The following is a 22799-nucleotide window of genomic DNA, read 5'->3' on the forward strand; positions in this document are numbered from 1 at the left end:
CGGCTATCCCCCGCCGAGCAGTTCGAGGCGGGCCACCAGCTCCGCCGCCGTCGACTTGATCGTCTCCAGCCCCGGCTTCCCCCACGGCCGCGGCTCGGTGTCGACGACACACACCGTACCCAGCACCATCCCCGTGGAGTCGATGAGCGGCGCCCCCAGATAGGAACGGATCCCGAACTCGTCGACGACCGGATTGCCCGCGAACCGCGGATAGTCACAGACGTCCTCCAACACCAACGCCTTACGTCTGACCACCACATGGGGGCAGAACCCATAATCACGCGCCAACTGCCGTCCCACCTCGGGCTTGGCGTGCTCCCCTCCCGAGACGGGCCGGGGCAGTCCCACCCCGCCCGGAGTGTGCAGACCGGCGAAGAACTGCCGGTTCTCGTCGATGAAGTTGACCATGGCGTACGGCGCCCCGGTCAGGTCGGCGAGATGGTCCGCGAAGGCGTCGAGTGCGGGGTCCGGGTGCGATCCCAGGCCCAACCCGCGCAGCCGGCGCCGCCGTTGAGGGGCCTCCTTGTCCTCGGGCGTGAGCAGCAGACGACCGGCCGGACGCGGCGGGTCGTAGCTCATGGGCGAACTCCGTCCGTGTGGACGTATGACATAGAGGAACTCCGTGGCGGTGTGCGGGGATCACATGTGGGCACCATGGCTCGGCGCGTGTGCCGGGGCGTGGGCGATGAGATGGCGTACGAGGGTCAGCAGGGTCTGGACACCGGAACTGGAGATCCGCGCGTCGCAGCGGACGACGGGGATCCCGGGGTCGAGATCTATGGCGGCACGCACCTCCTCGGGGTCGTAGCGGTAGGAGCCGTCGAACTCGTTGATCGCGACGATGAAGCCGAGGCCGCGCTGCTCGAAGAAGTCGACGGCCGCGAAGCACTCCTCAAGCCGCCGGGTGTCGGCGAGGATGACCGCGCCGAGCGCGCCTTCGGACAGCTCGTCCCACATGAACCAGAACCGCTCCTGTCCGGGCGTACCGAACAGGTAGAGCACGTGTTCCGGGTCGAGGGTGATCCGGCCGAAGTCCATCGCCACGGTCGTCTCGACCTTGTTCTCGATGCCTTCGAGATCGTCGGTCGCGGCACTGACCGTGGTGAGCAGCTCCTCCGTGCTGAGCGGCGCGATCTCGCTCACCGCGCCGACGAAGGTCGTCTTGCCGACGCCGAAGCCGCCCGCCACCAGGATCTTCAGCGCGGTGGGGAAGGGGTCGTGGCCGCTCTCGTAGTCAGAGCTGTCGTCGTAGTCCATCGAGCACTGCCTCCAGAAGAGACCGGTCAGTGGGGTTGTGGTGGAACTCGGGTGGCTTGGTGGTCAGCGCCCCGCAGTCGACGAGGTCCGACAGCAGCACCTTGGTGACCACCGCCGGCAACTTCAGGTGCGCGGCGACCTCGGCGACCGAGACGGGAGCCCGGCACAGGTCGAGCGCCTGCGCGTGCTCGGGACCGAGGTAGCCGAGGGGGGTGGCTCCGGTGGCCATCACCTGCGACAGGAGGTCGAGTGCGACGGAGGGCCGGGTACGGCCGTTGCTGACCGTGAAGGGGCGCACCAGACGTCCGGCCGCGTCGTCCAACCAAGGCCCGTCGCCGGCCGTCGCCACGCTCAAGGCCTCATCGCAGGGGATTCGACGGCGTGCTGCCGGGGGGCGGTCACGAGGTAGGGGCGGACGCTCTTGACCAGCATCGCCATCTCGTAGCCGAGGACGGCCGCGTCCGCCTCGCGGCCGGCGAGCACGGCGAGACAGGTGCCTGAGCCGGCTGTGGTGACGAAGAGCAGCGTCGAGTCGAGCTCGACGACGACCTGGCGGACGTCTCCACCGTCACCGAAGCGGACGCCCGCGCTCCGGCCGAGGGAGTACAGCCCGGAGGCCAGGGCGGCCATGTGGTCGGCGCTGTCGGGGTCGAGCCCGTGAACCGACTTCACGAGCCCGTCGCAGGAGAGCAGGACCGCGCTGGTGGTGTGCGGCACGCGCTGCACGAGGCCGCTCATCAGCCAGTCGAGATCGGATACATGGCCGGTCGGCGCATCGCTCGCCATGGTGGATCGACTCCTTGGGGTACGAAGGTCTGCGGGAGCGCTGGTGGCGGTGCCCGTGGGGGTGGGGGCGTGCGTGGTCATCCGGCTGATGCGCTCCCGTCGTGCCGGGCGGTGAAGTCGTGGTCGTGGCCGAGCACGTGCGCGTGTGCCTCGGCTATGGGGGCCGCGTCCATGTGGGGGGCGAGGGTGAAGTGGTCCGTGCCGGCGTCCGGTGCCGTGGGCTGAGTGGTGTAGCGATGCAGCGCGGTGTCCATATAGCCGGAGCCCATGTGTGTTGCCGACATGTGCGGTTGCTCATGCTCTACGGGGGACGGTTCCGGGGCGGACGGGTCCGCGTGGAGCGCGTTCATGTAGAGACCGCCCGTGTGGACCTCGCCGGTGTAGACCTGGCCTGTGGACACGAACTCGGGGCGGTCCGAGTCCACATCCGAAGCCTCCACCTGCGGACCTTCCACATGCGGCGACTCCATGACCTGGCGTGCCTCCATGTGTGGTGACGCCACCTCGGTCGTCTCCACCGACTCGGCTGCCTCCATGTGCTGCTGCGCCTCCGCGAGGCCGATCCCCCGTTGGAAGGCGGCCATCAGGCCCGGGTCGTGGCCGACGGGGTGCTCGGAGTCCTGGCGTGGGGCGGGGCCGTCGCGGAGTTGGGGGGCGATGTGTTCCTGGGCCCGGCGCCTGGGCAGTTGGGGCGGCTTGCCCATGGTGCCGCGTACCGCTCCACCGCGCGGGACGGGCGGCCCGGTCACGTTCTCGGCCACGGTCCCCCGGTCGTCGGGACGGATACCGGGCACCGCCTCCGAGGGGTTGGCCCGCTCCGCGTGGGCCCCGCGCACCGGCAGGGGCACCGGTCCCCCGCCGTTCGGCCCCGCCGCGGCGGACGGCACGGAGTCGCGCCGTTGATGCCGCCCCGGTGCCCCTGCCCCGCGCTGGGGCCGCCCCGGCGCGCCAGGAGCTCCCGTCGGCGCCGATACGCCCTGCCCGACGGCGAGTTGCCCCCCCTCGGTCCCACCCTGCGCCTGCTGCGGCGGGACGAGCGGCTGCCCCCCGCCCAAGGTGTCCTGCGGCTGTCCTACGACCCCGGGGGCGCCCGGCGCCGTACCCAACAAAGCTTGTGGCACCACGAGTACGGCCTGCACCCCGCCGTAGATGTTGGTCTGCAGGCGGACGTGGATGCCGTGGCGGCGGGCGAGCTGGGAGACCACGAACAGGCCGATGCGGCCGTCGGCCAGCAGGCTGGCGACGTTGACCTGGTCGGGGTCGGTCAACAGGGCGTTCATCCGGCTCTGTTCGCCGGCGGGCATGCCGAGTCCGCGGTCCTCGACCTCGACGGCGAGGCCGGAGGTCACGAGGTTGACGCGGAGCAGTACTTGGGTGTGCGGGGCGGAGAACACGGTGGCGTTCTCGACGAGTTCGGCCAGCAGGTGGATCACGTCGGCGACGGCGTGGCCGCGCAGGGTGCCGTCGATCGGCGGCACGAGTTTGACGCGGGAGTACTGCTCGACCTCGGCGATGGCGGAGCGCAGCACCTCGGTCATGGAGACCGGGTTGCTCCACTGTCTGCGGGAGACGGCGCCGCCGAGGACGGCGAGGTTCTCGGCGTGGCGGCGGATGCGGGTGGCGAGGTGGTCGACGTGGAAGAGGCCCTTGAGGAGGTCGGGGTCCTCGATCTCGTTCTCCAGCTCGTCGAGGATGGAGATCTCCCGGTGCACCAGCGACTGCAGGCGCCGGGCGAGGTTGACGAAGACCTCGACCTTCTGTTCGCTGCCCGCCTGGCTGGAGAGCTGTGCGGCCGCGACGACGGCGGTGACGGCACCGTCGTGCGCGTGCGCCAGGTCGGCGGCGAGGAGGTCGAAGTCGTCGGCGTCCCCGGGGGGCTTGGTGCGCGGCTTGCGTGGGGGCGGACTCTCGCCGCGGCGCAGCGCCTCGACCAGGTCGCGCAGATCGGTCTCGCCGCGCGCGCTGCTGCGCCGCAGGGCGCCGATGCGGTCGCTGACGGAACTCGCGGCGCGGCCCGCGGCGACGGCGGCGATCAGGATGCCCGCGAACGTCACCGACGTGGCTCCGGCGAGGACGCCCCAGAGGGTGAGGCTGGTCCGCGCTCCGGTGGAGCGGACCGTGAACAGGACGGCCGCGCTGGCGCTCAGCGCGACCGCGACGGGCGGCAGCACGGCGAGGCGCAGGAGTTGGGGGCGTATGTGCGTCTCGGGCAGTGCGGGCACGGGGCGGGCGGCCGGTCGCCCGTGCCGGCCGCCCTCACGGCGGTCTGCGCGTGCGGCCGGTGCACGGAGTTGAGACATCGGCGTCCTCGTACTGGTGCGTCGGGCCGGTTGGTTCGCGCGGGGTGCGCGAATCGGGCATACGCCATCACGGTGCCGGTCGAGAGAGCCGAACAATTCGGCCCCGCGTCGCCCGACGGACACTGACAGTAGTCGTCAACGCATCAGGTGCGGTGGGCAGTTGACAAACTCCCACAGGGAGCGTCCCGCTCTGGTATGAGGCCTCGCACGGCAGACCGATAACCCCCTCGACGACATGCCGAAGAAGGACAAAGAATCGATCGCGCCTGATCGGAACCGGTCACGAACAGGCGTCAGGGGCCGGGGGGGTTCGATACCCCCCGACCCCTGACGTTCGTCTCTCACGCACCCGCGGCCGAGCCGCAGGAGCGGTCTCCGGGAACCCGGTCGCCCTCAGCCGCACCCCTGAACATCACACAGCGTGTCGGTCAGCGTCCGTTCGCGAGGTCCAGTTCCGCCGGAGCGGTCGTCGGCTTCGGTTCCGTCTCCACCGGGTTCGGGGTCCGCCAGGGATGGTCGATCGTCCCCCCGAAGGGCCGCCACCACGGGTCCGTCACCGGCTCGCCGCCCGGTTCGAACGGCTCGCCCGGCCTCGGTGTGGCCACGACCTGGCCGGCCGCCTCGCCCTCGTCCGCGGTCCACTCGCCGGGCTCGGCCCACGGGTGCAGCGCCAGATTGAAGGTGCCCCAGTGGATCGGCAGCAGCACCCCGTGCGGCTCGCCGCCCTGGAGGTCGAGGTGGGCGCGCATGCCCTCCTCGGGAGTCATGTGGATGTCGGGCCAGAACTCGCTGTACGCACCGATCTGGATCATCGTGGCGTCGAACGGGCCGTGCGCCGCACCGATGTCCTTGAAGCCCTCGAAGTAGCCGGTGTCGCCGCTGTGGTAGATCCGGTGCTCGTCACCGGCGACCACCCAGGAGGCCCAGAGGGTGTGCTGGGTGTTGCGCAGACCGCGGCCGCAGAAGTGCCGGGCCGGGGTGGCGGTCAGGGTGAGGCCGCCGACCCGGGTCTCCTCGTGCCAGTCCAGCTCGCGCAGCCGGTCGGGGGACACACCCCAGTGCTCCAGATGCGCGCCGACGCCCAGCGGCACGGCGAACAGGGTGTCCGTGTCGGCCAGCGCCTTGATCGTGGGCATGTCCAGGTGGTCGTAGTGGTCGTGCGAGATGACCACGACGTCGACCGGGCCGAGCGCGGCGATCGGCAGGGGCACCGGGTGCAGCCGCTTGGGTCCGGCGAACGGGAACGGGGAGCAGCGCTCGCCCCAGACCGGGTCGAAGAGGACCCGGTGGCCGTCGATCTCCGCGAGCACGCTGGAGTGCCCCATCCAGGTCAGCCGCAGTCCGGTCGCGGCGGGCCTGGCCAGGTCGGCGAGGGTGGTGGCGTGCACCGGCAGCGTGCCGACGGGGGCACGGCGGGCGCGCTGCTCGTTGTCGAGGTAGGACTTGCCCATCCCGCGCATGGCGCCGCCGGACGGGCGGACGTTCGTATTGCCCCCGGGGTTCTGGAAGACCCCGTCCTTGAAGTGGGGCGATCTGCGGATGCGCGCCAGGCGCTCGCCGCTCGGCTCCGCGCCGAAGGCAGCGGGCTGCAGCGCGCGGAGCCCGGAGCTCAGCGTACGGAATCCGGTCACGATGCCTCCAGGTCGGGTCGGTCAGGCTTTCCATTATGGTCGACCCCTCTGACAACGCCGCCGCATCGGCGGCACCGGGGCCGGTTTCCAAGGAAAGACCAAAGTTCCGCGCCGGAGGTTGACACCGTGGGACGGACCCGCACCCCCGTTGACAGGAGGCGGCACCGCTTCCGATACTGACTCGCTGTTCAGTACACGCCGATCAGTACCTGCCGTCCGGTACGGGCTCCACCACGCGTCCTGTCCGTACTCGCCCTGTCGGCCGGCGCCCCGAGGAGCCCGTATGACCGCCCCCCTGATGTCGCTCACCTGGACCGACCACGTCACCGGCCGCCAGGGTTTCCTGGTCGTCGACCGGCTGGTGCGCGGGGTGTCCAGCGGCGGACTGCGGATGCGCCCGGGCTGCACGCTCGGCGAGGTGGCGGGGCTGGCCCGCGGCATGACCATGAAAGAGGCGCTGCACTACGACCCGGAGGGCCGGTACATCCCCCTGGGCGGCGCCAAGGGCGGCATCGACTGCGATCCCCAGGACCCGGCGTCGTACGACATCCTCGTGCGCTACCTGCGTGCCATGCGGCCGTACATCGAGAGCTTCTGGACGACGGGTGAGGACCTCGGGCTCACCCAGGACCTGGTGGACCGGGCCGCCGCGGAGGCGGGGCTCGTGTCGTCGATCCAGGCCGTGTATCCGCTGCTCGACGACGAGGCCACGGCACGGCGGCGGCTCGCGGACGCGTTCGCGGTCGAGGTGGACGGCATCGGGCTCGACGAGCTGGTCGGCGGCTGCGGGGTCGCCGAGTCGGTGCTCGCGGCGCTGGACCGGGCGGGCGTGCCGTACGCGGGGACGCGGGTCGCCGTGCAGGGCCTGGGCACCATGGGCGGGGCCACGGCACGGTTCCTCACGCGCGCGGGGCTGACGATCGTCGCCGTCGCCGACATCAAGGGCACGATCGCGAACCCGGCCGGGCTGGACATCGACGCGCTGCTCGCGGCCCGGGATGCGTACGGCACCGTGGACCGTTCCGTACTGCGCCCGGGCGACCTCGAACTCCCCGGCGAGGACTGGCTGTCCGTCGGGGCGGAGGTACTGGTTCCGGCGGCGGTGTCGTACGCGATCGACACCACGAACCAGCAAGGGATCACCGCCCGCTGGATCGTCGAGGCGGCCAACATGCCCGTACTGCCCGAGGCGGAGGAACTGCTCTCCGCGCGCGGAGTCACGGTTCTCCCGGACGTGGTCGTGAACTCCGGGACGAACGCCTGGTGGTGGTGGACCCTGTTCGGCGACATCGGCGCCGACGCGGACGAGGCGTTCGCGTACACCCGGCGTTCGATGCGCGCCCTGATCGACCTGATGCTGGCCCGCGCGGAGGCCGACGGCACGACACCGCGCGCCGCCGCGCACGCCATCGTCGACGACCGGCTGCCGGTCATCGCGGAACGGTTCGGCTGGTACCGGTGACGTACGGGTACCGGTGACGTACGGGACACCACCCCTGTGGGCAACGGATTAGGGTGATCGTGTGGCGAGAGTGCGGTTGAGCGTGGCGGAGCGGCGGGCCGAGTTGCTGCGGGCCGCCGTCGAGCAGATCGAGGCGCGGGGTGTGGCGGCGGTCAGGATCGCCGACATCGCCTCGGCGCTCGGGGTGAGCAACGCGCTGGTGCTCTACCACTTCGCGACCAAGGAGAAGCTGGTCGCCGCCGCGTTCACCTTCGCCGCCGAGGACGACCTGGCGCATCTGCGCAAGCTGCTCGGCCGCCGTACGACCGCGCTGCGCCGGCTGCGGGCCGCGGTGCGCTGGTACGCGCCGACCGGGCAGGCCAAGGGCTGGCGGCTGTGGATCGAGGGCTGGGCGGCGGCCCTGCGCGAACCCGCCCTCCTGGACGTCACCCGCGATCTCGACCGGCAGTGGAAACAGGCACTGGCGGAGGTCGTCGCCGAGGGAGTGACCGCGGGCGAGTTCCACTGCCCGGACCCGGCCACCACCGCCCTGCGCCTCACGGCACTCCTGGACGGCCTCGCCGTACAGATGACGGCGTACGCGGGAGCGGTGTCGCGGGCACGGGCCCTGGAGTGGGTCGACGAGGCGCTGGCACGGGAACTCGGCCTGGAGCGGGCGGCGTTGACCGCTCCCTGAGTCGTTCCCTCAAAAGCCGCCTCTCCGAGGGGTCACCTCCGCACCCGGCACCCCGTTGCTCTGCCCCCCGTCAGGCCACCCGCTCGATCCGCATCTTGATGTCGTCCGGTGACAGCGCGCCCTTGGCCTCGACATGGTCCCCGGAGGACTCGCCCCGGAGCCTGCGCCCGATCCACGGCACCAGGTACTCGCGCGCCCAGTGCACGTCGTCGCGCCGGACGTCGAGCGTGCCGCGCGGCGGCAGCGGGGGCCAGGGCTGGTCCGGGTCGGCCGGGACCTCGACGCCGAGGACCTGGCCGGCGCGGAGCGCCACGCGCGTGTGCCCCTCGGGAGAGAGGTGGAGCCGGTCGCCGTCCCAGGCCCGCCGGTCCTGGACCGTCTTCAGGGACCACAGGTCGAGCACCGGGCAGCCGTAGCGGTCGGCGATGGCCCGCACATGTCCGTTGTAGGTGGCGATCTTGCCGCGCAGATGCTTGAGCACGGGCACGCCGCGGGTGTCGAAGCCGGTCGTCACCATGACGGTGCCGACGGCGGCGGTGAGGTCGGCGACCGCGCGTTCGAAGCGCTCGGCGACCTCGTCGGGGTCGGTGCCCGGACGGATGATGTCGTTGCCGCCCGCGGCCAGGGAGACCAGGTCGGGCCCGATCTCCTTGGCCCGGGTGAGCTGGTCGGCCACGATCTGGTCGAGCAGCTTCCCGCGCACGGCCAGGTTGGTGTACTCGAAGTCGCCCTCGGGCCGCCGATCCGCGAGCAGTACCGCGAACCGGTCGGCCCAGCCGACCATCGCCCCGTCGGGCCCTGGGTCGCCGACGCCCTCGGTGAAGCTGTCCCCCACCGCCACGTACGACCCGATCACTGATCTGTTGTCACTCTTCGAATCGTTAGCCACGGCAACCATAATTCACCCTCGCATGTGACCTACGCGATCGTATTTAGGGGTTGACGGGCGGTGAGATAAGCCACTTGTAAAGGGTTGTCCAAAGTCGGAATAAGCCTCTGATCAGGGGTGTTGACCCCTCAACTGCTATGCCCGAAGGCCGGACCCGAGATTCTCGGGTCCGGCCTTCGGTTGCGTGGGGCAGGCGTCGGGGCCCGGCGTCAGCCGACGGTGACGCCGTGCGAGCGGAGGTAGGCGACCGGGTCGACGTCCGAGCCGTAGTACGGCGTGGTCCGGATCTCGAAGTGCAGGTGCGGGCCGGTCACGTTGCCGGTCGCGCCGGAGAGGCCTATCTGCTGGCCCTCGGTCACGGTCTGGCCGGCCGAGACGGACAGCTGCGACATGTGGGCGTACTGCGAGTACTCGCCGTCCGCGTGCCGGATGACGACCTCGTTGCCGTAGGCGCCGTCGTAGGCCGCCGAGACGACCGTGCCCGCGGCGACCGCCTTGACAGTGGTGCCGGTCGGGACGACGAAGTCGACGCCGGTGTGGTAGCCGCTGGACCACATGCTGCCCGCGACGCGGTAGCCGGTGCCGATGGTGCCGCCGGTCACGGGGAGGGTGTAACCGGAGGAGCTGCTGGTGCTGTCGTCGCTCTGCGAGGCCGACGTGCTCTTCGAGGACGAAGACGACGAGGACGAGGAAGAAGACGAAGAGCCGGACGACGTGGACGAGTTGGACGACTTGCTCGCGCCCGTCCCGCTCGTCCCGCCCGTCGAGGCCTTCTCGCCGAGGGAGAGCTTCAGGCCCGGGTGGATCAGCGACGGGTCACTGCCGATGGCCTCGCGGTTGTCCTGGTAGAGCTTCTTCCAGCCGCCGGTGACGTCCTGCTCCTCGGCGATCTTCGCGAGCCAGTCGCCCGACCGCACCGCATACGTCTTGACGCCCGAGGCCTTCGAGACGGTCTTCGCGGCCGACTTCTCAGAAACCGTCTTCCCGGCCACCGGAACGGACTGAACTGCCTTTTCCGGAGCGGAAGTCGTGGTCGCGGCATGGGCGCCGGTGGCTCCCATGAGCGGAAGGGCGAGCGCTGCGCCGCCGGTTCCGGCTACGGCCATCGAGCGGGTGAGTCGCTGGGACTTCGGGCGGCGGTGCTTACCCTTCGCGGGCATGACGAATTCCTCTCCGGCGCCTGCGAGGTGAGCTGTCGGGTGCGGGCTGGAGATGCCCGGCCGCGCGCTGGTCGCGGCTAAACCCCAAGCCCGTTCCGGAGACCGGAACAGGCGTCTTACCTGTGGGTCCCCCGCTCCTGCCGCATACGGGTGGGTGTGTGCGGAGTCCGGTCGGCGGCAGGATTGGGCGTCCGTCCGGATTGGTGGCGAACGTAAGCGAGGAAGACGCAAAGGGACAAGCAGGAGGTTCCACGGATTTGCGTTCCTTGCGTTTCCCTGTGGGAATTCACAGTCACCCTCCGTGAATTCCCACCGGACTCGACCCCTCAATTCCCCTGCAAAAGCACGTCAATTACGTGAACATGACGAACGACGCACGGTCACGAATATGACGCTGCTCACGTACACAACTCTCAGGTTCCTTTATTCCAGAGCGAGTTGGCACGAAGGCTGCAATTGGGACAGATGGATCAGATGCGACGCAGCCGGATAACCGTCGCATCGAGGTCACCACGCAGGCCGGTGCGCAGTCCGTGGTGCAACAGGACGGCACCCCGGTGGACTTCGCCCGTTTCGAGGCATTCGTACGACGCTGCCGGGTCGAGCCCGCGCAGCCGGAGCGCCGGCAGCGGCTCGCCGTAGTGCTGCGCCTGGAGCAGGGCGAGGACGACGGTCTCGTCGCCGCGGACGTACTGCACGGCACTGAGTCCGCCGCTCGGCGGGCGCAGGCGGTGGAGGTCGCCGTGCTGCACGAGCGGGCGGATCTCCTTGTAGAGGTCCACCCACCGGCGGGCCTCGGCGAGTTCCTCCTCGGTCCACTCCGAGAGATCCCCGCCCACGCCGAGCACTCCGGCCATGGCGCTCACGAACCGGAAACGCAGGCTGCTGACGCGTCCGTTGAGCTGGGTGTTCGGGCTGTCGGTGACCCAGGCGGCCATCACGCGCGCGGGGTGGATCTGGCTGAAGCCGTGCTGGATGGCGAGCCTGTCGAGCGGGTCGGTGTTGTCCGAGGTCCACACCTGGTCCGTGCGGCTCATGATGCCGAGGTCGATCCGGCCACCGCCGCCCGAGCAGGACTCGAAGGCCACCTCCGGGTGGGCCGCCCGCAACCGGTCGAACAGGGCGTACAGCGCGCGCACGTGGTCGACCCAGAGGCGCTGCGGATAGGCGTCACCGGGCCACCCGGCGTCCGTGAAGCAGCGGTTGAAGTCCCACTTCACGTAGTCGATCGGGGCACTGGAGAGCAGCCCGTCGAGTTGCTCCCAGAGGTATTCCTGGACGTCCTCGCGGGCGAGGTTCAGTACGAGCTGATTGCGGAACTCCGTCCGCTTTCGCCCCTCTTGGTACTGCACCCAGTCGGGGTGGGCGCGGTACAGGTCGCTGTCCGCGTTGACCATCTCGGGCTCGACCCAGATGCCGAACTGCATGCCCAGCGCGTGGACGCGGTCGGCGAGGGGCTTGAGCCCTGCCGGGAAGCGGTCCGGGTTGGGGGTCCAGTCACCGAGCCCGGCACGGTCGCTGGTGCGCTTCCCGAACCAGCCGTCGTCGACCACGAAGAGCTCGACCCCGAGCGCCGCCGCGCGCTGCGCGAGCACCTCCTGCTGATCCTCGGAGATGTCGAACTGGGTGGCCTCCCAGGAGTTGTAGAGCACCGGCCGGTCCTGGTCCGCGTCCGGGATGACGTACGTCCGCTGGTACGTGTGCCAGGTGCGGCTGGCGCCCCCGAAGCCGGCGTCGCTCCACAGGCCGGCGAAGACGGGGGTCGTGAAGGACTCCCCCGGCGCCAGGAGCAGCAGCCCGGAGTCGTCGTACCCGGCGCCACCGGTGATCTGCACGCGCGCGTCCGGGAGTTGGGCCACGGCGATCCGCCAGGACCCCGACCAGCCGAGGGCACAGCCGTAGACCTCGCCACGCTCCTCGGTCGCGTCGGTGTCGAGGGCGACCCAGGGCAGGTGCTGGTGCCCGGTGTGGCCGCGACGGCTGCCGATGACCTTCTCACCGTAGGTGAGGTCGGAACGCACCAGCCGCGACTCGGCGGCCCACCGCCCGTGCAACTGCGACAGCCGCCACCCCTCCCGCTCGGGCAGCGTCCACACGGCGGAGTCGGCCCGCAACAGCTCCAGTGCCTCGTCCCCGTCGTTGTCGAGGCTCGTCCAGCGCTCTACGACGTCGCCGCGCGTCCGGTAGTGCAGCGTGATCGCGAGGCCGGTGTCCCGGAAGCGCAGCCGCAGTTCGTCGCCCTCGGTGTCGTAGCGCTCGAAGGTCCACTCCGTGCCGCGGCGCTCGGGGGTGCGCACGGACAGGGCGGGGCGGGCGAAGCGGGGGCCGCCCTCGACGGGGTACTCCTCGCGGCCGTCGAGCGGGGACTCGAAGGAGGAGCCGACGGGCAGCGGGCGGGCGGCGAGCTCCTCGGCGTCGGCGAGTGCGATCGCGGGGCCCCAGTGCAGGTGGAGCAGCTCGTCGTCCTCGGTGAGATGGACGGCGTAACTGCTCGCGGGGCCCGACAGCACCCACGTACGGCCGTTCTCGGCGATCTCCAGCATCAGGTTCCTCACAGATTCGAACAAGTCCGCTCAAGCGCCAACATCATCAATGGCCGGGGGCCTGTGAGGCAACGCCTGTGGACAACTCATTGCCTCTGGAACCCATGTCGTATCGTCGAGAACGTGCCCGCCGGTGAGCCGCGTCGTCGGGCCGAGTGGGAGGAGTCCTCGTGACGCAGCAGATTCCGTCGACCGAGCCGGAGTTGTCCGGAGTGCGCAATTTCCGGGACGTGGGCGGACTTCCGACGGTGGACGGACGGCGGGTGCGGCACGGGGTGCTGTTCCGCAGCGGTCACCTCGCGCACGCGACCGAGGAGGACGCCGCGTTCCTCGCCTCGCTGGGCCTGCACACGATCTTCGACTTCCGCAACGCGTCGGACCAGAAGCTGGAGGGTCCCGACGTCGAGCTGCCCGGCGTGCGCAATGTGAATCTGCCGCTGAGCGACCCGGCGGACGGCTCCGAGTTCTGGAAGATGGTCCGCGACGGCGAGATGGACCAGCTGCGCGGGATCCTCGGCGGCGACAAGGGCGCGAACCGGATGATCGCCTCGTACCGCACGATCGTCAAGGAGCGCACCGCCGAGCACTCCCAGGTGCTGCACGCGCTCGCGGAGGACAGCGTTCCCGCGCTGATGCACTGCGCGGCGGGCAAGGACCGCGCGGGCCTGTCGATAGCCGTGACGCTGCTCGCCGTGGGCGTGGAGCGCGAGGCGATCGTGGCCGACTACCTGGAGTCGAACGCGAAGCACCGCCGCTACAAGGTGCGCCGCAGCGGCCCCTCCGCCTCGGCCTACTCCCCCGAGGTGATGGAGCTCCTCAGCCCCCTCTTCGACGCCCGCGCCGAGTATCTGACGGCGGCCTTCGAGACCGTCGAGGAGACCTGGGGCAGCGTGGACGCCTACCTGGAACAGGGACTGGGGATCACCCCGGAGACCCGGGAGCGGTTGCGCGAGCGGCTGCTCGACTGAGCCGGACCTGGTGAACCGGCCGTCGCGGCAGGCTACTTGGCGCCCACGGAGAACAGCAGGTAGATGAAGGCCGCGAAGACGTGGCCGACGGCGATGTAGATGATGAGCCGCACCCACAGGGCGCGGGGGAACTTGTCCTCGATGTTGTTGCCGCTCATGGCGTCTCTCCGGTGATCGGGCCCAGGCACAGGGTGGCCGTGGGGCTCTGCAGCAGGGTGTGGACGAACAGGACCTCGACGCCGTCCTCGTCGGCGGCGGCGAGGCGGTGCGGGGTGAGCGAGTCGAAGTGCGCGCTGTCGCCCGGCGCGAGGATGTGCGCGGTGTCGCCGAGGCGCAGGCGCAGCCGGCCTTTGAGGACGTACAGCCACTCCTCGCCGGGGTGCACGCGCACGATGTCGCCCTGGGAGCCGTGCGGGATGCGCACGCGCAGCGACTGCATGCCGCGTCCGGGGGCGCCTGCCTGCCAGTAGGTCCAGCCGCCCGCCCGGGTCGGTTCCATGTCCGCGGCGCGGACGACGGCCTCCCGGTCGGTGACCGTCTCGCCGAGCAGATCCGAGACTGTCGTACCGTAGATACGGGCCAGCGCGAGCAGCATCGGCAGCGAGGGCTGGCGCTGCCCGGTCTCCAGTCGGGAGAGATGGGCGGGCGAGAGCCCGGCCGAGCGCGCGGCGACCTCCAGGGTGAGGGAGGCGCGGCGGCGCAGGGCGCGGAGCTGGGGTGCGACGGTGGCCGGCAGGTCTTCGACCGGCCCGGCCGACGGTTCCGGCTCGGTCTCGGGAGAGCTCATGCTCTCCATTCAGCCGCAGGCTTGCCCCCGAGGCAAATCTCTTGCCTCAGAGACAAAAACCCGCAGTGCTCACCTACGGCGCCCGACAGAAGCCCCTACCGGTCGGCCACCGCTACCGGTTCGCCACCGCCTGCTTCACGAGCGTCTTGCTGAAGTCCCACATCAGCCCGCCGCCGCTGTGCGCGTCGTCCATCACGGCGGTGAAGGCGTCCACGAACCGGTCCACCTCTCGCTCGCCGATGATCAGCGGCGGGATGAGCTTGATGACCTCCAGGTGGTCCCCGGAGACCTGGGTGAGGATCCGGTGCCGCTGGAGCAGCGGGACGACCACCATCTGCGCGAACAGGCCCTTGCGCGCGGCCTGCAGCATGGTCCAACGGCTGCGCAGCTTCAGCGACTTGGGCCTGCCGAACTCGATGCCGATCATCAGGCCCCGGCCGCGGACATCGGCGAGCAGCTCGTACTTGTCGACCAGCGCGGCGAGCCGGGACCTCAACTGGTCCCCGGTGGCACGGGCGTTGGCGACGACCTGCTCGTTCTCCATGACCGACAGCACGGCGAGGCCCGCCGCCATGGCCTGCGCGTTGGACCCGAAGCTCGCCGAGTGGACCAGCACGCGGTCCATGGACGAGTAGACCTTCTTGAAGATCCAGTCCTTGCCGATGGTCGCGCCGACCGGCACATACCCGCCGGACAACGCCTTGGCCACGCACACCAGGTCCGGCTCAACGCCCTCCTCGTGCTGGTAGGCGTAGAAGTCGCCGGTGCGGCCGAGGCCGGTCTGCACCTCGTCGGCGATGAGCAACGCCTTGTGCTGGTGCAGGAGTTCCTGCGCGGCGCGCAGATAGCCGGGTGGGGCCTCGTGGACGCCCTTGCCCTGGATCGGTTCGACGACGAGGGCGGCGACGTCCCCCTTCTTCAACTCCCGTGCCAGGGCGTCGAGATCACCGAGCGGTACGGCCGTGTCCGGCAGCAGCGGGGCGAAGCCGTCCCGGAAGCCGTCCTCGCCGTTGACCGAGAGCGAGCCGGTGGTCAGGCCGTGGAAGGCGTGGTCGCAGTACAGGACACGGGGTTTCCCGGTGGCGTACCGGGCGAACTTGAGCGCGGTCTCGACCGCCTCCGTACCGCTGTTGCCGAAGAACACCCGGTCCAAGTGCGGGCTGTGGGTGAGGAGTTGCTCGGCGAGCAGGCCGGGCAGCGGCTGGCAGTCGAAGCGGGTGAGGTCGGCGAGCTGGGCGTCGAGGACGTCGTGCACCGCCTTGCGGACGACGGGGTGGTGGCGGCCCAGGCCCATCACCCCGAACCCGGCGAGCATGTCCAGGTAGTCGTTGCCGTCCGCGTCCCAGAAGTAGGCGCCCTCGCCCCGCTCGTAGACCTTGTCGAAGCCGATGGTGTGCAGCATGCGCGGGAGCTGGTGGTTCAGGTACTTGGCGTGCAGCTCGTAGCGCTCGGCTCCGCGCTCGGCCAGCAGCGCGGTGAGGTCGAACTCCTTGGTCATTCGGGTTTCTCCTTGGCTGTGCCGGCGTTCGTGTCCTTGACCGCCAGGCTTGCGCTGATCCGTCCGGCGACCTCGACGGGTGTGAGGCCGATGTCGGCGAGCACCTCCCCGCGCTTGGCGTGCGCGAGGAACTGCTCCGGGATGCCGAACCGCCGTACGGGGACGTCGACTTCGGCGTCACCGAGCGCCAGCGCCACCGCGGCGCCGACGCCGGAGGCACGGCTGTTGTCCTCCACGACGGCCACCAGCCGGTGCTCCGCGGCGAGGCCGGGGAGCGCCGGGTCGACGGGTTTGACCCAACGGGGGTCCACGACCGTGCAGTTGATGCCGCGCGCTTCGAGGAGTTCGGCGGCCTGGAGGCAGACGGGCGCCATCACGCCCACCGCGACGAGCAGTACCTCGGGGGTCTCCGCGCCCCGGTGCAGGACGTCGAGGCCGCCCACGCGGTCGATCGCGGGGATCTCCGGTCCGACCGACTCCTTCGGGAAGCGGACCAGGGTAGGCGCGTCGTCGACGGCGACCGCTTCCCGTAGCTGCGCCCGGAGTTGGTCGGCGTCACGCGGCGCGGCGATGCGCAGACCCGGCACCACTTGGAGGATGGACATGTCCCACATGCCGTTGTGTGACGCTCCGTCGACTCCGGTCACCCCGGCGCGGTCCAGGACGAACGTCACCCCGCAGCGGTGCAGCGCCACGTCCATCAGGAGTTGGTCGAAGGCGCGGTTGAGGAAGGTGGCGTAGACGGCGACGACGGGATGCAGTCCGCCGGTCGCGAGGCCCGCCGCCGACACGGCCGCGTGCTGCTCGGCGATGCCGACGTCCCAGACCCGGTCGGGGAACTTCGCGGCGAACTTGCCGAGGCCGACCGGATGCAGCATGGCGGCCGTGATGGCCACGACGTCGTCCCGTTCCTCCCCGATGCGCAGGATCTCGTCGCCGAACACGCTGGTCCAGGAAGGACCGTTGGAGGGTGTGAGGGGTGCGCAGGTGAGCGGGTCCATCACGCCGACGGTGTGGAAGTGGTCCTCCTCGTGGGCGAGGGCGGGTTCGTAGCCGCGGCCCTTCTCCGTGAGGCAGTGGACCAGGACCGGGCCGTGGAAGCGTTTCGCGCGGCGCAGCGCGGACTCGACGGCGCCGATGTCGTGTCCGTCGATCGGGCCGACGTACTTGAGGCCCAGGTCCTCGAACATGCCCTGTGGGGCGAACGCGTCCTTGAAGCCCTTCTTCGCGCCGTGCAGCGACTCGTAGACCGTGTTGCCGATCACCGGTGTGCGCAGCAGGACGCTCTTGCCCCAGGCGAGGACCTGTTCGTAGCTGTCGGTCGTGCGCAGGGTGGCCAGGTGGTTGGCGAGGCCGCCGATGGTGGGCGAGTAGGACCGCTCGTTGTCGTTGACGACGATGATCAGCGGCCGGTCCTTGGCGGCGGCGATGTTGTTCAGCGCCTCCCACGCCATGCCGCCGGTGAGGGCGCCGTCGCCGATGACCGCGACGACATGGCCCTTCTCGCCCTGCACCTGACGGGCCTTGGCGAGGCCGTCGGCCCAGCCGAGCGCGGTGGAGGCGTGGCTGTTCTCGATGACGTCGTGCTCGGACTCCTCGCGCGAGGGGTAGCCGGACAGGCCGCCCTTGCTGCGCAGCTTCGAGAAGTCCTGACGGCCCGTCAGGATCTTGTGTACGTAGCTCTGGTGGCCGGTGTCCCAGAGGATGCGGTCAGTTGGAGACTCGAAGACCCGGTGCAGCGCGATGGTCAGTTCCACCACGCCCAGGTTGGGCCCGAGGTGTCCGCCGGTCCTGGCCACCGCATGGACCAGGAACTCCCTTATTTCTTCGGACAGTTCGCCGAGTTCCGCCTCGGACAGCGACTTCAGGTCGCGTGGTTGCCGGATGCTCTCCAGGATCGTCACGTCGGGCCCCCTTCGGTCCGTGCTGTTTCAGCTCACGGTGACGGCCGGCTCCCCCGCCGCGACGCCGTCCTGCTCCATCTGTTCGGCGATCTTCATCGCCTCCTCGATGAGGGTCTCCACGATCTTCGACTCGGGCACGGTCTTGACGACCTCGCCCTTGACGAAGATCTGGCCCTTCCCGTTGCCGGAGGCGACCCCGAGGTCCGCCTCCCGCGCCTCACCGGGTCCGTTGACGACGCAGCCCATGACCGCGACGCGCAACGGCACCTCCATGCCTTCCAGGCCCGCCGTGACCTCGTCGGCGAGCTTGTAGACGTCCACCTGGGCGCGCCCGCAGGACGGGCACGACACGATCTCCAGCCGGCGGGGCTTGAGGTTCAGCGACTCCAGGATCTGGAGGCCGACCTTGACCTCCTCCACCGGCGGGGCGGACAGCGACACCCGGATCGTGTCGCCGATGCCCTCGCTGAGCAGCGCCCCGAAGGCGACGGCCGACTTGATCGTGCCCTGGAAGGCGGGACCGGCCTCGGTGACCCCGAGGTGCAGCGGGTAGTCGCTCTGCGCGGCCAGTTGCCGGTAGGCGTTGACCATCACCACGGGGTCGTTGTGCTTGACGGAGATCTTGATGTCGCGGAAGCCGTGCTCCTCGAAGAGGGACGCCTCCCACAGGGCCGACTCGACGAGCGCCTCGGGCGTCGCCTTGCCGTACTTCTGGAGCAACCGCCGGTCCAGGGAACCGGCGTTGACCCCGATGCGGATCGGCGTGCCGTGGTCCTTCGCGGCCCGCGCGATCTCCTTGACCTTGTCGTCGAACTGCTTGATGTTGCCCGGATTGACGCGAACCGCCGCACAGCCGGCCTCAATTGCGGCGAACACGTACTTGGGCTGGAAGTGGATGTCCGCGATCACCGGGATCTGCGACTTGCGCGCGATGGTCGCCAGCGCGTCCGCGTCGTCCTGCGTGGGGCAGGCGACGCGGACGATCTGGCAGCCGGACGCGGTGAGTTCGGCGATCTGCTGGAGGGTGGCGCCGATGTCCGACGTACGCGTCGTCGTCATCGACTGGACCGAGACGGGGGCCCCGCCCCCGACCGCCACCGGTCCGACCTGGATCTGCCGCGACACACGTCGCTCGGCGATCGGCCGGACCGGCATCTCGGGGACGCCCAGGGACACTGCGGTCATGGCGTCAGTCGCGGTTTCCGGCGACGGTCTCGCGCATGGCCCGCAGGGACTCCTTGAGGGAGCCCATGGTGGCGAGGACGGCGGTGGGCTCGTAACCGCAGTGAGCCATGCAGTTGGCGCAGCGCGGGTCCTTGCCGCGGCCGTACTTGTCCCAGTCGGTGTCCTCGATCAGCTCCCGGTACGTCGGGACGTACCCGTCGCTCATCAGGTAGCAGGGGCGCTGCCAGCCGAAGAGCGAGTAGTTCGGGATCGCCCACGCCGTGCACGGGAAGTCGACCTTGCCCTCCAGGAAGTCCAGGAAGAGCGGGGAGTGGTTGAGCCGCCACTTGCGCCGGTTGCCACCCGCGAAGGCCTTCTTGAAGAGCTCGTGGGTCTGCGCGACGCCCAGGAAGTGCTCCTGGTCGGGCGCCTTCTCGTAGGCGTAGGCGGGCGAGATCATCATCTCGTCGACCTTGATGTCGTCGTTGAGGAAGTTCAGGACCTCGATGATGGTCTGCGGGGTGTCGGTGTTGAAGAACGTCGAGTTGGTGGTGACGCGGAAGCCGCGCTTCTTGGCCTCCTTCATCGCCTCCACCGCCTCGTCGAACACACCCTCCTTCGCGACGGACTCGTCGTGCCGCTCGCGCAGCCCGTCGATGTGCACCGCGAAGGCGAAGTACGGCGAGGGCGTGAACTTGTCCAGCTTCTTGCGCAGCAGCATCGCGTTGGTGCAGAGGAAGACGTATTTCTTCTTCGCCACCAACTGCCGCACGATCTCGTCGATCTGAGGGTGCATCAGGGGCTCGCCGCCCGCGATGGACACCATCGGCGCACCGGACTCGAGCACCGCCCCGACGGCCTGGGCCACCGGCATGCGCTGCTTGAGCACGCCCGCCGGGTGCTGGATCTTGCCGCAGCCCTCGCACTTCAGGTTGCATGCGAAGAGAGGTTCCAGCTCCACGATCAGGGGGAACTTGTCCCTCTTGCGGAGCTTCTGTTCAGCCAAGTATGTAGCGACCTTGATTGTCTGGCGCAGCGGCATGGCCATCTGGCTCACCTCCGGGGGAGCAGCAAAGAACGGTGCCATTCGAAAAAAGCGGGAAGAACGGATCGAAGAACGCGGAAAGCCGATATTCCACCGCGCACCGTGCCGATCCGGACGAGTTCATGTTCAGGAGCGTCCACGACCACCCGTACGGCCGCAACCGGGCGCGCGCCCGTACGCACGGCGCTCAGCAGCGTGGCGGCCGATTCCATGTCGACCGCGATTGCGCCGGTCGCGAGCAGATCCGACCGTTCCTGACCGCGGACGATGTGATCGGAACCGGTCAGGGGGCCGGTGTGGACGGTGCGGCCGGGCAGGGCCCGCACCAGTTCCTTGACGAGCAGTTCGGTACCGACGCACGGAACGGTTCCGCGCGCCTCCCTGGTCTCCTCGGCGACCACGAGGTCGCCGGGGTGCATACCGGGGGCGAGGCCGGCGCAGAAACCCGTGGCCAGTACGGCGGCCCCGTCCAGCGCCGGCTCGGTGAGGCGCCGGGTGACGGCCTCCTCGGCCGCCTGGGGCCCCATCCCCGTCCTGAGGAAGGTGACCGGCCCGTCGGCGCCGGAGCGGTCGCCTGCGCGCAGGGCGAGGCGCTCGATGCCGAGCGCGCAGGCGATCAGCAGCGGCGGTCCGGCGGACTGTCTGCCCATCAGTCCCCCTTGGCCGGGGAGAACGAGGTCTGGGAGAACGGTTCTCCGTGCACGTAGCGCCCGAGCGCGGTGAGCGGGAAGACCTGCCGGTAGAGGTGATAGTTGATGGAGAAGTCCCACGGGAAGCCCGTGCCGGTGAAGTAGGGCTCGTCCCAGGACCCGTCCTCCCGCTGGGTCGCCGCGAGCCACTCGATGCCACGCTCTACGGCTTTGGAGTCGCGCTCCCCCGCCGCGAGCAGGGCCATCAGCGCCCAGGCCGTCTGCGAGGCGGTGGAGGCGCCCCGGCCGCTCCATTCCTTGGCGTACTTGTAGGAGCGCAGGTCCTCGCCCCAGCCGCCGTCGTCGTTCTGCACGGTCTCCAGCCAGGTGACCGCGCGCCGGATCGCCGGGTGCGAGCCGGGGATCCCGGCGGCGGCGAGGGCAGGCACCACCGACCCTGTGCCATATACGTAGTTGACGCCCCAGCGGCCGAACCACGAGCCGTCCGCCTCCTGTTCGGCGAGCAGCCACTCGATGCCGCGCCGGGTGCGCGGGTCGTGGGCGAGGCCCTCGACGGCGAGCATCTCGACGACGTGCGCGGTGACGTCCGCCGACGGCGGGTCGATGACCTCGCCGAAGTCGCAGAACGGCAGCCGGTTGGGGAACGGGCTGGTGTTGTCGACGTCGAAGGCGCCCCAACCGCCGTTCTTCGACTGCATTCCGAGGTTCCAGCGGACCGCGCGTCCGGCGGCCCGGTCGAGGCGTTCCGGGTCGTGATGTCTGACCCGGCGCAGCGCGAGCACGACCTCGGCGGTGTCGTCGATGTCCGGGTAGTTGTCGTTGTGGAACTCGAACGCCCAGCCGCCCGGCGGCAGTTGGGGCCGCTTGACCGCCCAGTCGCCGGGGCGGACGATCTCCTCCCCGAGCATCCAGTCGGCGGCCTTGACCAGTTGGGGGTGGTCGGCGGGCACGCCCGCGTCGGCGAGCGCGATGGTCGCGAGGCAGGTGTCCCACACCGGGGACTGGCAGGCCTCGATCATCCGGGCCCCGTCCTCGCGCCAGACCGCGAACCGGTCCAGCGACTCAAGTCCCGCGCGCATCACGGGGTGTTCGAGGTCGTAGCCCAGCAGGTGCAGGGCGATCACCGAGTACACGGCCGGCGGCTGGATGCCGCCCCAGCAGCCGTCGTTCTCCTGCCGCTCGATGATCCAGCGCGCGGCTGATTTCATCGCGTACCCGCGCAGCTTGCGCGGAGCCACCTTGCGGTAGAGGTGCAGCGCCTTGTCGATCCGCTGGAAGGCGCCGTCCCAACTCGCCACCGGGGCAAGGGGCTTGACCGGGTTCGGGTTGTCCGCGTCGGTGTGGAGTTCGTCGAGCGGGAAGGGCGCGGGACGTACCGGCCGCTTCGCGGAGACCACCGTCAGCGGCACGATGGTCTGCCGGGCCCAGCATCCGAAGTCGTAGATGTTGAGCGGCACCCAGGTCGGGAAGTACAGGAGTTCCGGCGGGAGTTCGGGCAGGTCGTCCCACTTCCACCAGCCGAACAGCGCGAGCCAGATCCGGGTGAAGACCCGGGCCGAGGCGATCCCGCCCCGCTCGCGGACCCACGCGGACGCCTTCGCCATGTGCGGGGCGTCCGGCGCGTCCCCGGCCAGGCGGAGGGCGACGTACGCCTCGATGGTGGTGGAGAGTTCACCGGGTCCGCCGTAGAAGCTGGCCCAGGTGCCGTCCTCGCGCTGCTCGCCGCGGATGAAGAGTCCGGCGCCCTGGGTCGTCGACTCGTCGCGGATGCCCAGGAACTGACGGAGCAGCAGATCCTCGGCGTCCATCGTGACGTTCGTCTCGAGGTCGCCCTTCCACCAGCCCTGGGCGTCCTGCTGCGAGAGGAGGAAGTCGGTGGCGCGTTGTACGGCGTGTGCGGCGGCGTCGTGCACCCCGGCCGCCACGGGGGTGTTGATGTCGGTTTCGCTGGCCGCGGCAACACGGGGAGGCATGGCCCCGGTGCTTCCGTCGGTCGTCGCTGTCATGGCTTCCCCTTCGTGCAGTGGCATGTCTCTGCTGTGGGTCCGCCGTCGGCCGGTACTCGTATCTTCGCAGCAC

Annotated in this window: 20 protein-coding genes and 1 riboswitch; of the genes, 3 read left to right on the forward strand and 17 right to left on the reverse strand. The window is 70.1% G+C overall.

Translation table 11 applies throughout. The features are described 5' to 3' along the window. Positions 1-3 precede the first annotated feature (3 nt). The 6 genes from OG504_RS09730 to OG504_RS09755 form a co-directional block, all read right to left on the reverse strand. Complete coding sequence (locus OG504_RS09730; RefSeq protein WP_365298531.1) at positions 4-579, reverse strand: GAF domain-containing protein; 576 nt, start codon at positions 577-579, stop codon at positions 4-6. A 60-nt stretch (positions 580-639) separates the two neighbouring features. Continuing rightward, positions 640-1257, reverse strand: a complete 618-nt coding sequence (locus tag OG504_RS09735; RefSeq protein ID WP_033281764.1) for an ATP/GTP-binding protein — start codon at positions 1255-1257, stop codon at positions 640-642. After that, positions 1235-1606 carry a DUF742 domain-containing protein gene (locus tag OG504_RS09740; RefSeq protein WP_019062160.1) on the reverse strand — a complete coding sequence of 124 codons (372 nt, stop codon included), beginning with the start codon at positions 1604-1606 and terminating at the stop codon, positions 1235-1237. Before OG504_RS09740 ends, OG504_RS09735 begins: the two co-directional genes overlap by 23 nt. Positions 1607-1608: 2 nt before the next feature. Beyond that, entirely contained in the window at positions 1609-2043 is a 435-nt protein-coding gene (locus OG504_RS09745) for a roadblock/LC7 domain-containing protein (RefSeq protein WP_019069670.1), read from the reverse strand. A gap of 77 nt (positions 2044-2120) precedes the next feature. Next, positions 2121-4343 (reverse strand): ATP-binding protein, encoded by a 2223-nt coding sequence (locus OG504_RS09750; RefSeq protein ID WP_405989421.1) that lies wholly within the window; start codon positions 4341-4343, stop codon positions 2121-2123. 428 nt (positions 4344-4771) lie between these two features. Continuing rightward, positions 4772-5974: an MBL fold metallo-hydrolase gene (locus OG504_RS09755; protein WP_405989422.1), complete on the reverse strand. Its 1203-nt coding sequence runs from the start codon at positions 5972-5974 to the stop codon at positions 4772-4774. 283 nt (positions 5975-6257) lie between these two features. On the opposite strand from OG504_RS09755, the gene OG504_RS09760 reads away from it, so the two are divergent. Both OG504_RS09760 and OG504_RS09765 read left to right on the forward strand, forming a co-directional pair. Further along, positions 6258-7436 (forward strand): Glu/Leu/Phe/Val dehydrogenase dimerization domain-containing protein, encoded by a 1179-nt coding sequence (locus OG504_RS09760; protein ID WP_405989423.1) that lies wholly within the window; start codon positions 6258-6260, stop codon positions 7434-7436. Between the two features lie 61 nt (positions 7437-7497). Beyond that, positions 7498-8112, forward strand: a complete 615-nt coding sequence (locus tag OG504_RS09765; RefSeq protein ID WP_405989424.1) for a TetR/AcrR family transcriptional regulator — start codon at positions 7498-7500, stop codon at positions 8110-8112. Between the two features lie 70 nt (positions 8113-8182). Here the strand turns inward: OG504_RS09765 and OG504_RS09770 are convergent, their stop codons facing one another. The 3 genes from OG504_RS09770 to OG504_RS09780 all read right to left on the reverse strand — a co-directional run bounded on the left by OG504_RS09770 (position 8183) and on the right by OG504_RS09780 (position 12704). Continuing rightward, positions 8183-8968 (reverse strand): SGNH/GDSL hydrolase family protein, encoded by a 786-nt coding sequence (locus OG504_RS09770; RefSeq protein WP_366492157.1) that lies wholly within the window; start codon positions 8966-8968, stop codon positions 8183-8185. 242 nt (positions 8969-9210) lie between these two features. Next, the gene (locus OG504_RS09775) at positions 9211-10161 is read right to left on the reverse strand and encodes a peptidoglycan DD-metalloendopeptidase family protein (RefSeq protein ID WP_405989425.1); all 951 of its coding nucleotides are present in this window, start codon (positions 10159-10161) and stop codon (positions 9211-9213) included. Between the two features lie 4 nt (positions 10162-10165). Then, positions 10166-10328: riboswitch (cyclic di-AMP (ydaO/yuaA leader) on the reverse strand. 303 nt (positions 10329-10631) lie between these two features. Further along, complete coding sequence (locus OG504_RS09780) at positions 10632-12704, reverse strand: alpha-galactosidase (RefSeq protein WP_405989426.1); 2073 nt, start codon at positions 12702-12704, stop codon at positions 10632-10634. Positions 12705-12874: 170 nt separating this feature from the next. Between OG504_RS09780 and OG504_RS09785 the strand changes: the two genes are divergently transcribed. Then, entirely contained in the window at positions 12875-13672 is a 798-nt protein-coding gene (locus tag OG504_RS09785) for a tyrosine-protein phosphatase (protein WP_405989427.1), read from the forward strand. A 32-nt stretch (positions 13673-13704) separates the two neighbouring features. Here the strand turns inward: OG504_RS09785 and OG504_RS09790 are convergent, their stop codons facing one another. From OG504_RS09790 to shc, 8 genes are all read right to left on the reverse strand, one after another. Beyond that, the gene (locus tag OG504_RS09790; RefSeq protein WP_019058824.1) at positions 13705-13830 is read right to left on the reverse strand and encodes a DUF6126 family protein; all 126 of its coding nucleotides are present in this window, start codon (positions 13828-13830) and stop codon (positions 13705-13707) included. After that, positions 13827-14459, reverse strand: a complete 633-nt coding sequence (locus OG504_RS09795; protein ID WP_405989428.1) for a helix-turn-helix domain-containing protein — start codon at positions 14457-14459, stop codon at positions 13827-13829. The genes OG504_RS09790 and OG504_RS09795 overlap by 4 nt, the downstream gene beginning before the upstream one ends. A 112-nt stretch (positions 14460-14571) precedes the next feature. Continuing rightward, complete coding sequence (locus OG504_RS09800) at positions 14572-15957, reverse strand: aspartate aminotransferase family protein (protein ID WP_390161576.1); 1386 nt, start codon at positions 15955-15957, stop codon at positions 14572-14574. Further along, on the reverse strand, positions 15954-17861 hold the full coding sequence (gene dxs / locus OG504_RS09805) for a 1-deoxy-D-xylulose-5-phosphate synthase (protein ID WP_405989429.1): 1908 nt from the start codon (positions 17859-17861) through the stop codon (positions 15954-15956). Before dxs ends, OG504_RS09800 begins: the two co-directional genes overlap by 4 nt. Before the next feature lie 27 nt (positions 17862-17888). Beyond that, positions 17889-19046 (reverse strand): flavodoxin-dependent (E)-4-hydroxy-3-methylbut-2-enyl-diphosphate synthase, encoded by a 1158-nt coding sequence (gene ispG / locus OG504_RS09810; protein ID WP_405989430.1) that lies wholly within the window; start codon positions 19044-19046, stop codon positions 17889-17891. A gap of 4 nt (positions 19047-19050) precedes the next feature. Then, positions 19051-20073 (reverse strand): adenosyl-hopene transferase HpnH, encoded by a 1023-nt coding sequence (hpnH, locus tag OG504_RS09815; RefSeq protein WP_033281750.1) that lies wholly within the window; start codon positions 20071-20073, stop codon positions 19051-19053. A 5-nt stretch (positions 20074-20078) separates the two neighbouring features. After that, positions 20079-20720: a 1-hydroxy-2-methyl-2-butenyl 4-diphosphate reductase gene (locus OG504_RS09820; RefSeq protein WP_405989431.1), complete on the reverse strand. Its 642-nt coding sequence runs from the start codon at positions 20718-20720 to the stop codon at positions 20079-20081. Continuing rightward, positions 20720-22726, reverse strand: a complete 2007-nt coding sequence (gene shc, locus OG504_RS09825; RefSeq protein WP_405989432.1) for a squalene--hopene cyclase — start codon at positions 22724-22726, stop codon at positions 20720-20722. Before shc ends, OG504_RS09820 begins: the two co-directional genes overlap by 1 nt. Between the last annotated feature and the right edge of the window lie 73 nt (positions 22727-22799).

Source organism: Streptomyces sp. NBC_00986 (assembly GCF_045162565.1).
GTDB lineage: Bacteria > Actinomycetota > Actinomycetes > Streptomycetales > Streptomycetaceae > Streptomyces.

Excerpts from the sequence above, each read along its gene's own strand:
- OG504_RS09775 (WP_405989425.1), bottom strand. The coding sequence starts at position 10,161 with ATGCCCGCGAAGGGTAAGCACCGCCGCCCGAAGTCCCAGCGACTCACC.
- shc (WP_405989432.1), bottom strand. The coding sequence starts at position 22,726 with ATGACAGCGACGACCGACGGAAGCACCGGGGCCATGCCTCCCCGTGTT.
- OG504_RS09795 (WP_405989428.1), bottom strand. The coding sequence starts at position 14,459 with ATGAGCTCTCCCGAGACCGAGCCGGAACCGTCGGCCGGGCCGGTCGAA.
- hpnH (WP_033281750.1), bottom strand. The coding sequence starts at position 20,073 with ATGGCCATGCCGCTGCGCCAGACAATCAAGGTCGCTACATACTTGGCT.
- OG504_RS09745 (WP_019069670.1), bottom strand. The coding sequence starts at position 2,043 with ATGGCGAGCGATGCGCCGACCGGCCATGTATCCGATCTCGACTGGCTG.
- OG504_RS09820 (WP_405989431.1), bottom strand. The coding sequence starts at position 20,720 with ATGGGCAGACAGTCCGCCGGACCGCCGCTGCTGATCGCCTGCGCGCTC.
- OG504_RS09780 (WP_405989426.1), bottom strand. The coding sequence starts at position 12,704 with ATGCTGGAGATCGCCGAGAACGGCCGTACGTGGGTGCTGTCGGGCCCC.
- ispG (WP_405989430.1), bottom strand. The coding sequence starts at position 19,046 with ATGACCGCAGTGTCCCTGGGCGTCCCCGAGATGCCGGTCCGGCCGATC.
- OG504_RS09730 (WP_365298531.1), bottom strand. The coding sequence starts at position 579 with ATGAGCTACGACCCGCCGCGTCCGGCCGGTCGTCTGCTGCTCACGCCC.
- OG504_RS09760 (WP_405989423.1), top strand. The coding sequence starts at position 6,258 with ATGACCGCCCCCCTGATGTCGCTCACCTGGACCGACCACGTCACCGGC.
- OG504_RS09735 (WP_033281764.1), bottom strand. The coding sequence starts at position 1,257 with ATGGACTACGACGACAGCTCTGACTACGAGAGCGGCCACGACCCCTTC.
- OG504_RS09750 (WP_405989421.1), bottom strand. The coding sequence starts at position 4,343 with ATGTCTCAACTCCGTGCACCGGCCGCACGCGCAGACCGCCGTGAGGGC.
- OG504_RS09800 (WP_390161576.1), bottom strand. The coding sequence starts at position 15,957 with ATGACCAAGGAGTTCGACCTCACCGCGCTGCTGGCCGAGCGCGGAGCC.
- OG504_RS09790 (WP_019058824.1), bottom strand. The coding sequence starts at position 13,830 with ATGAGCGGCAACAACATCGAGGACAAGTTCCCCCGCGCCCTGTGGGTG.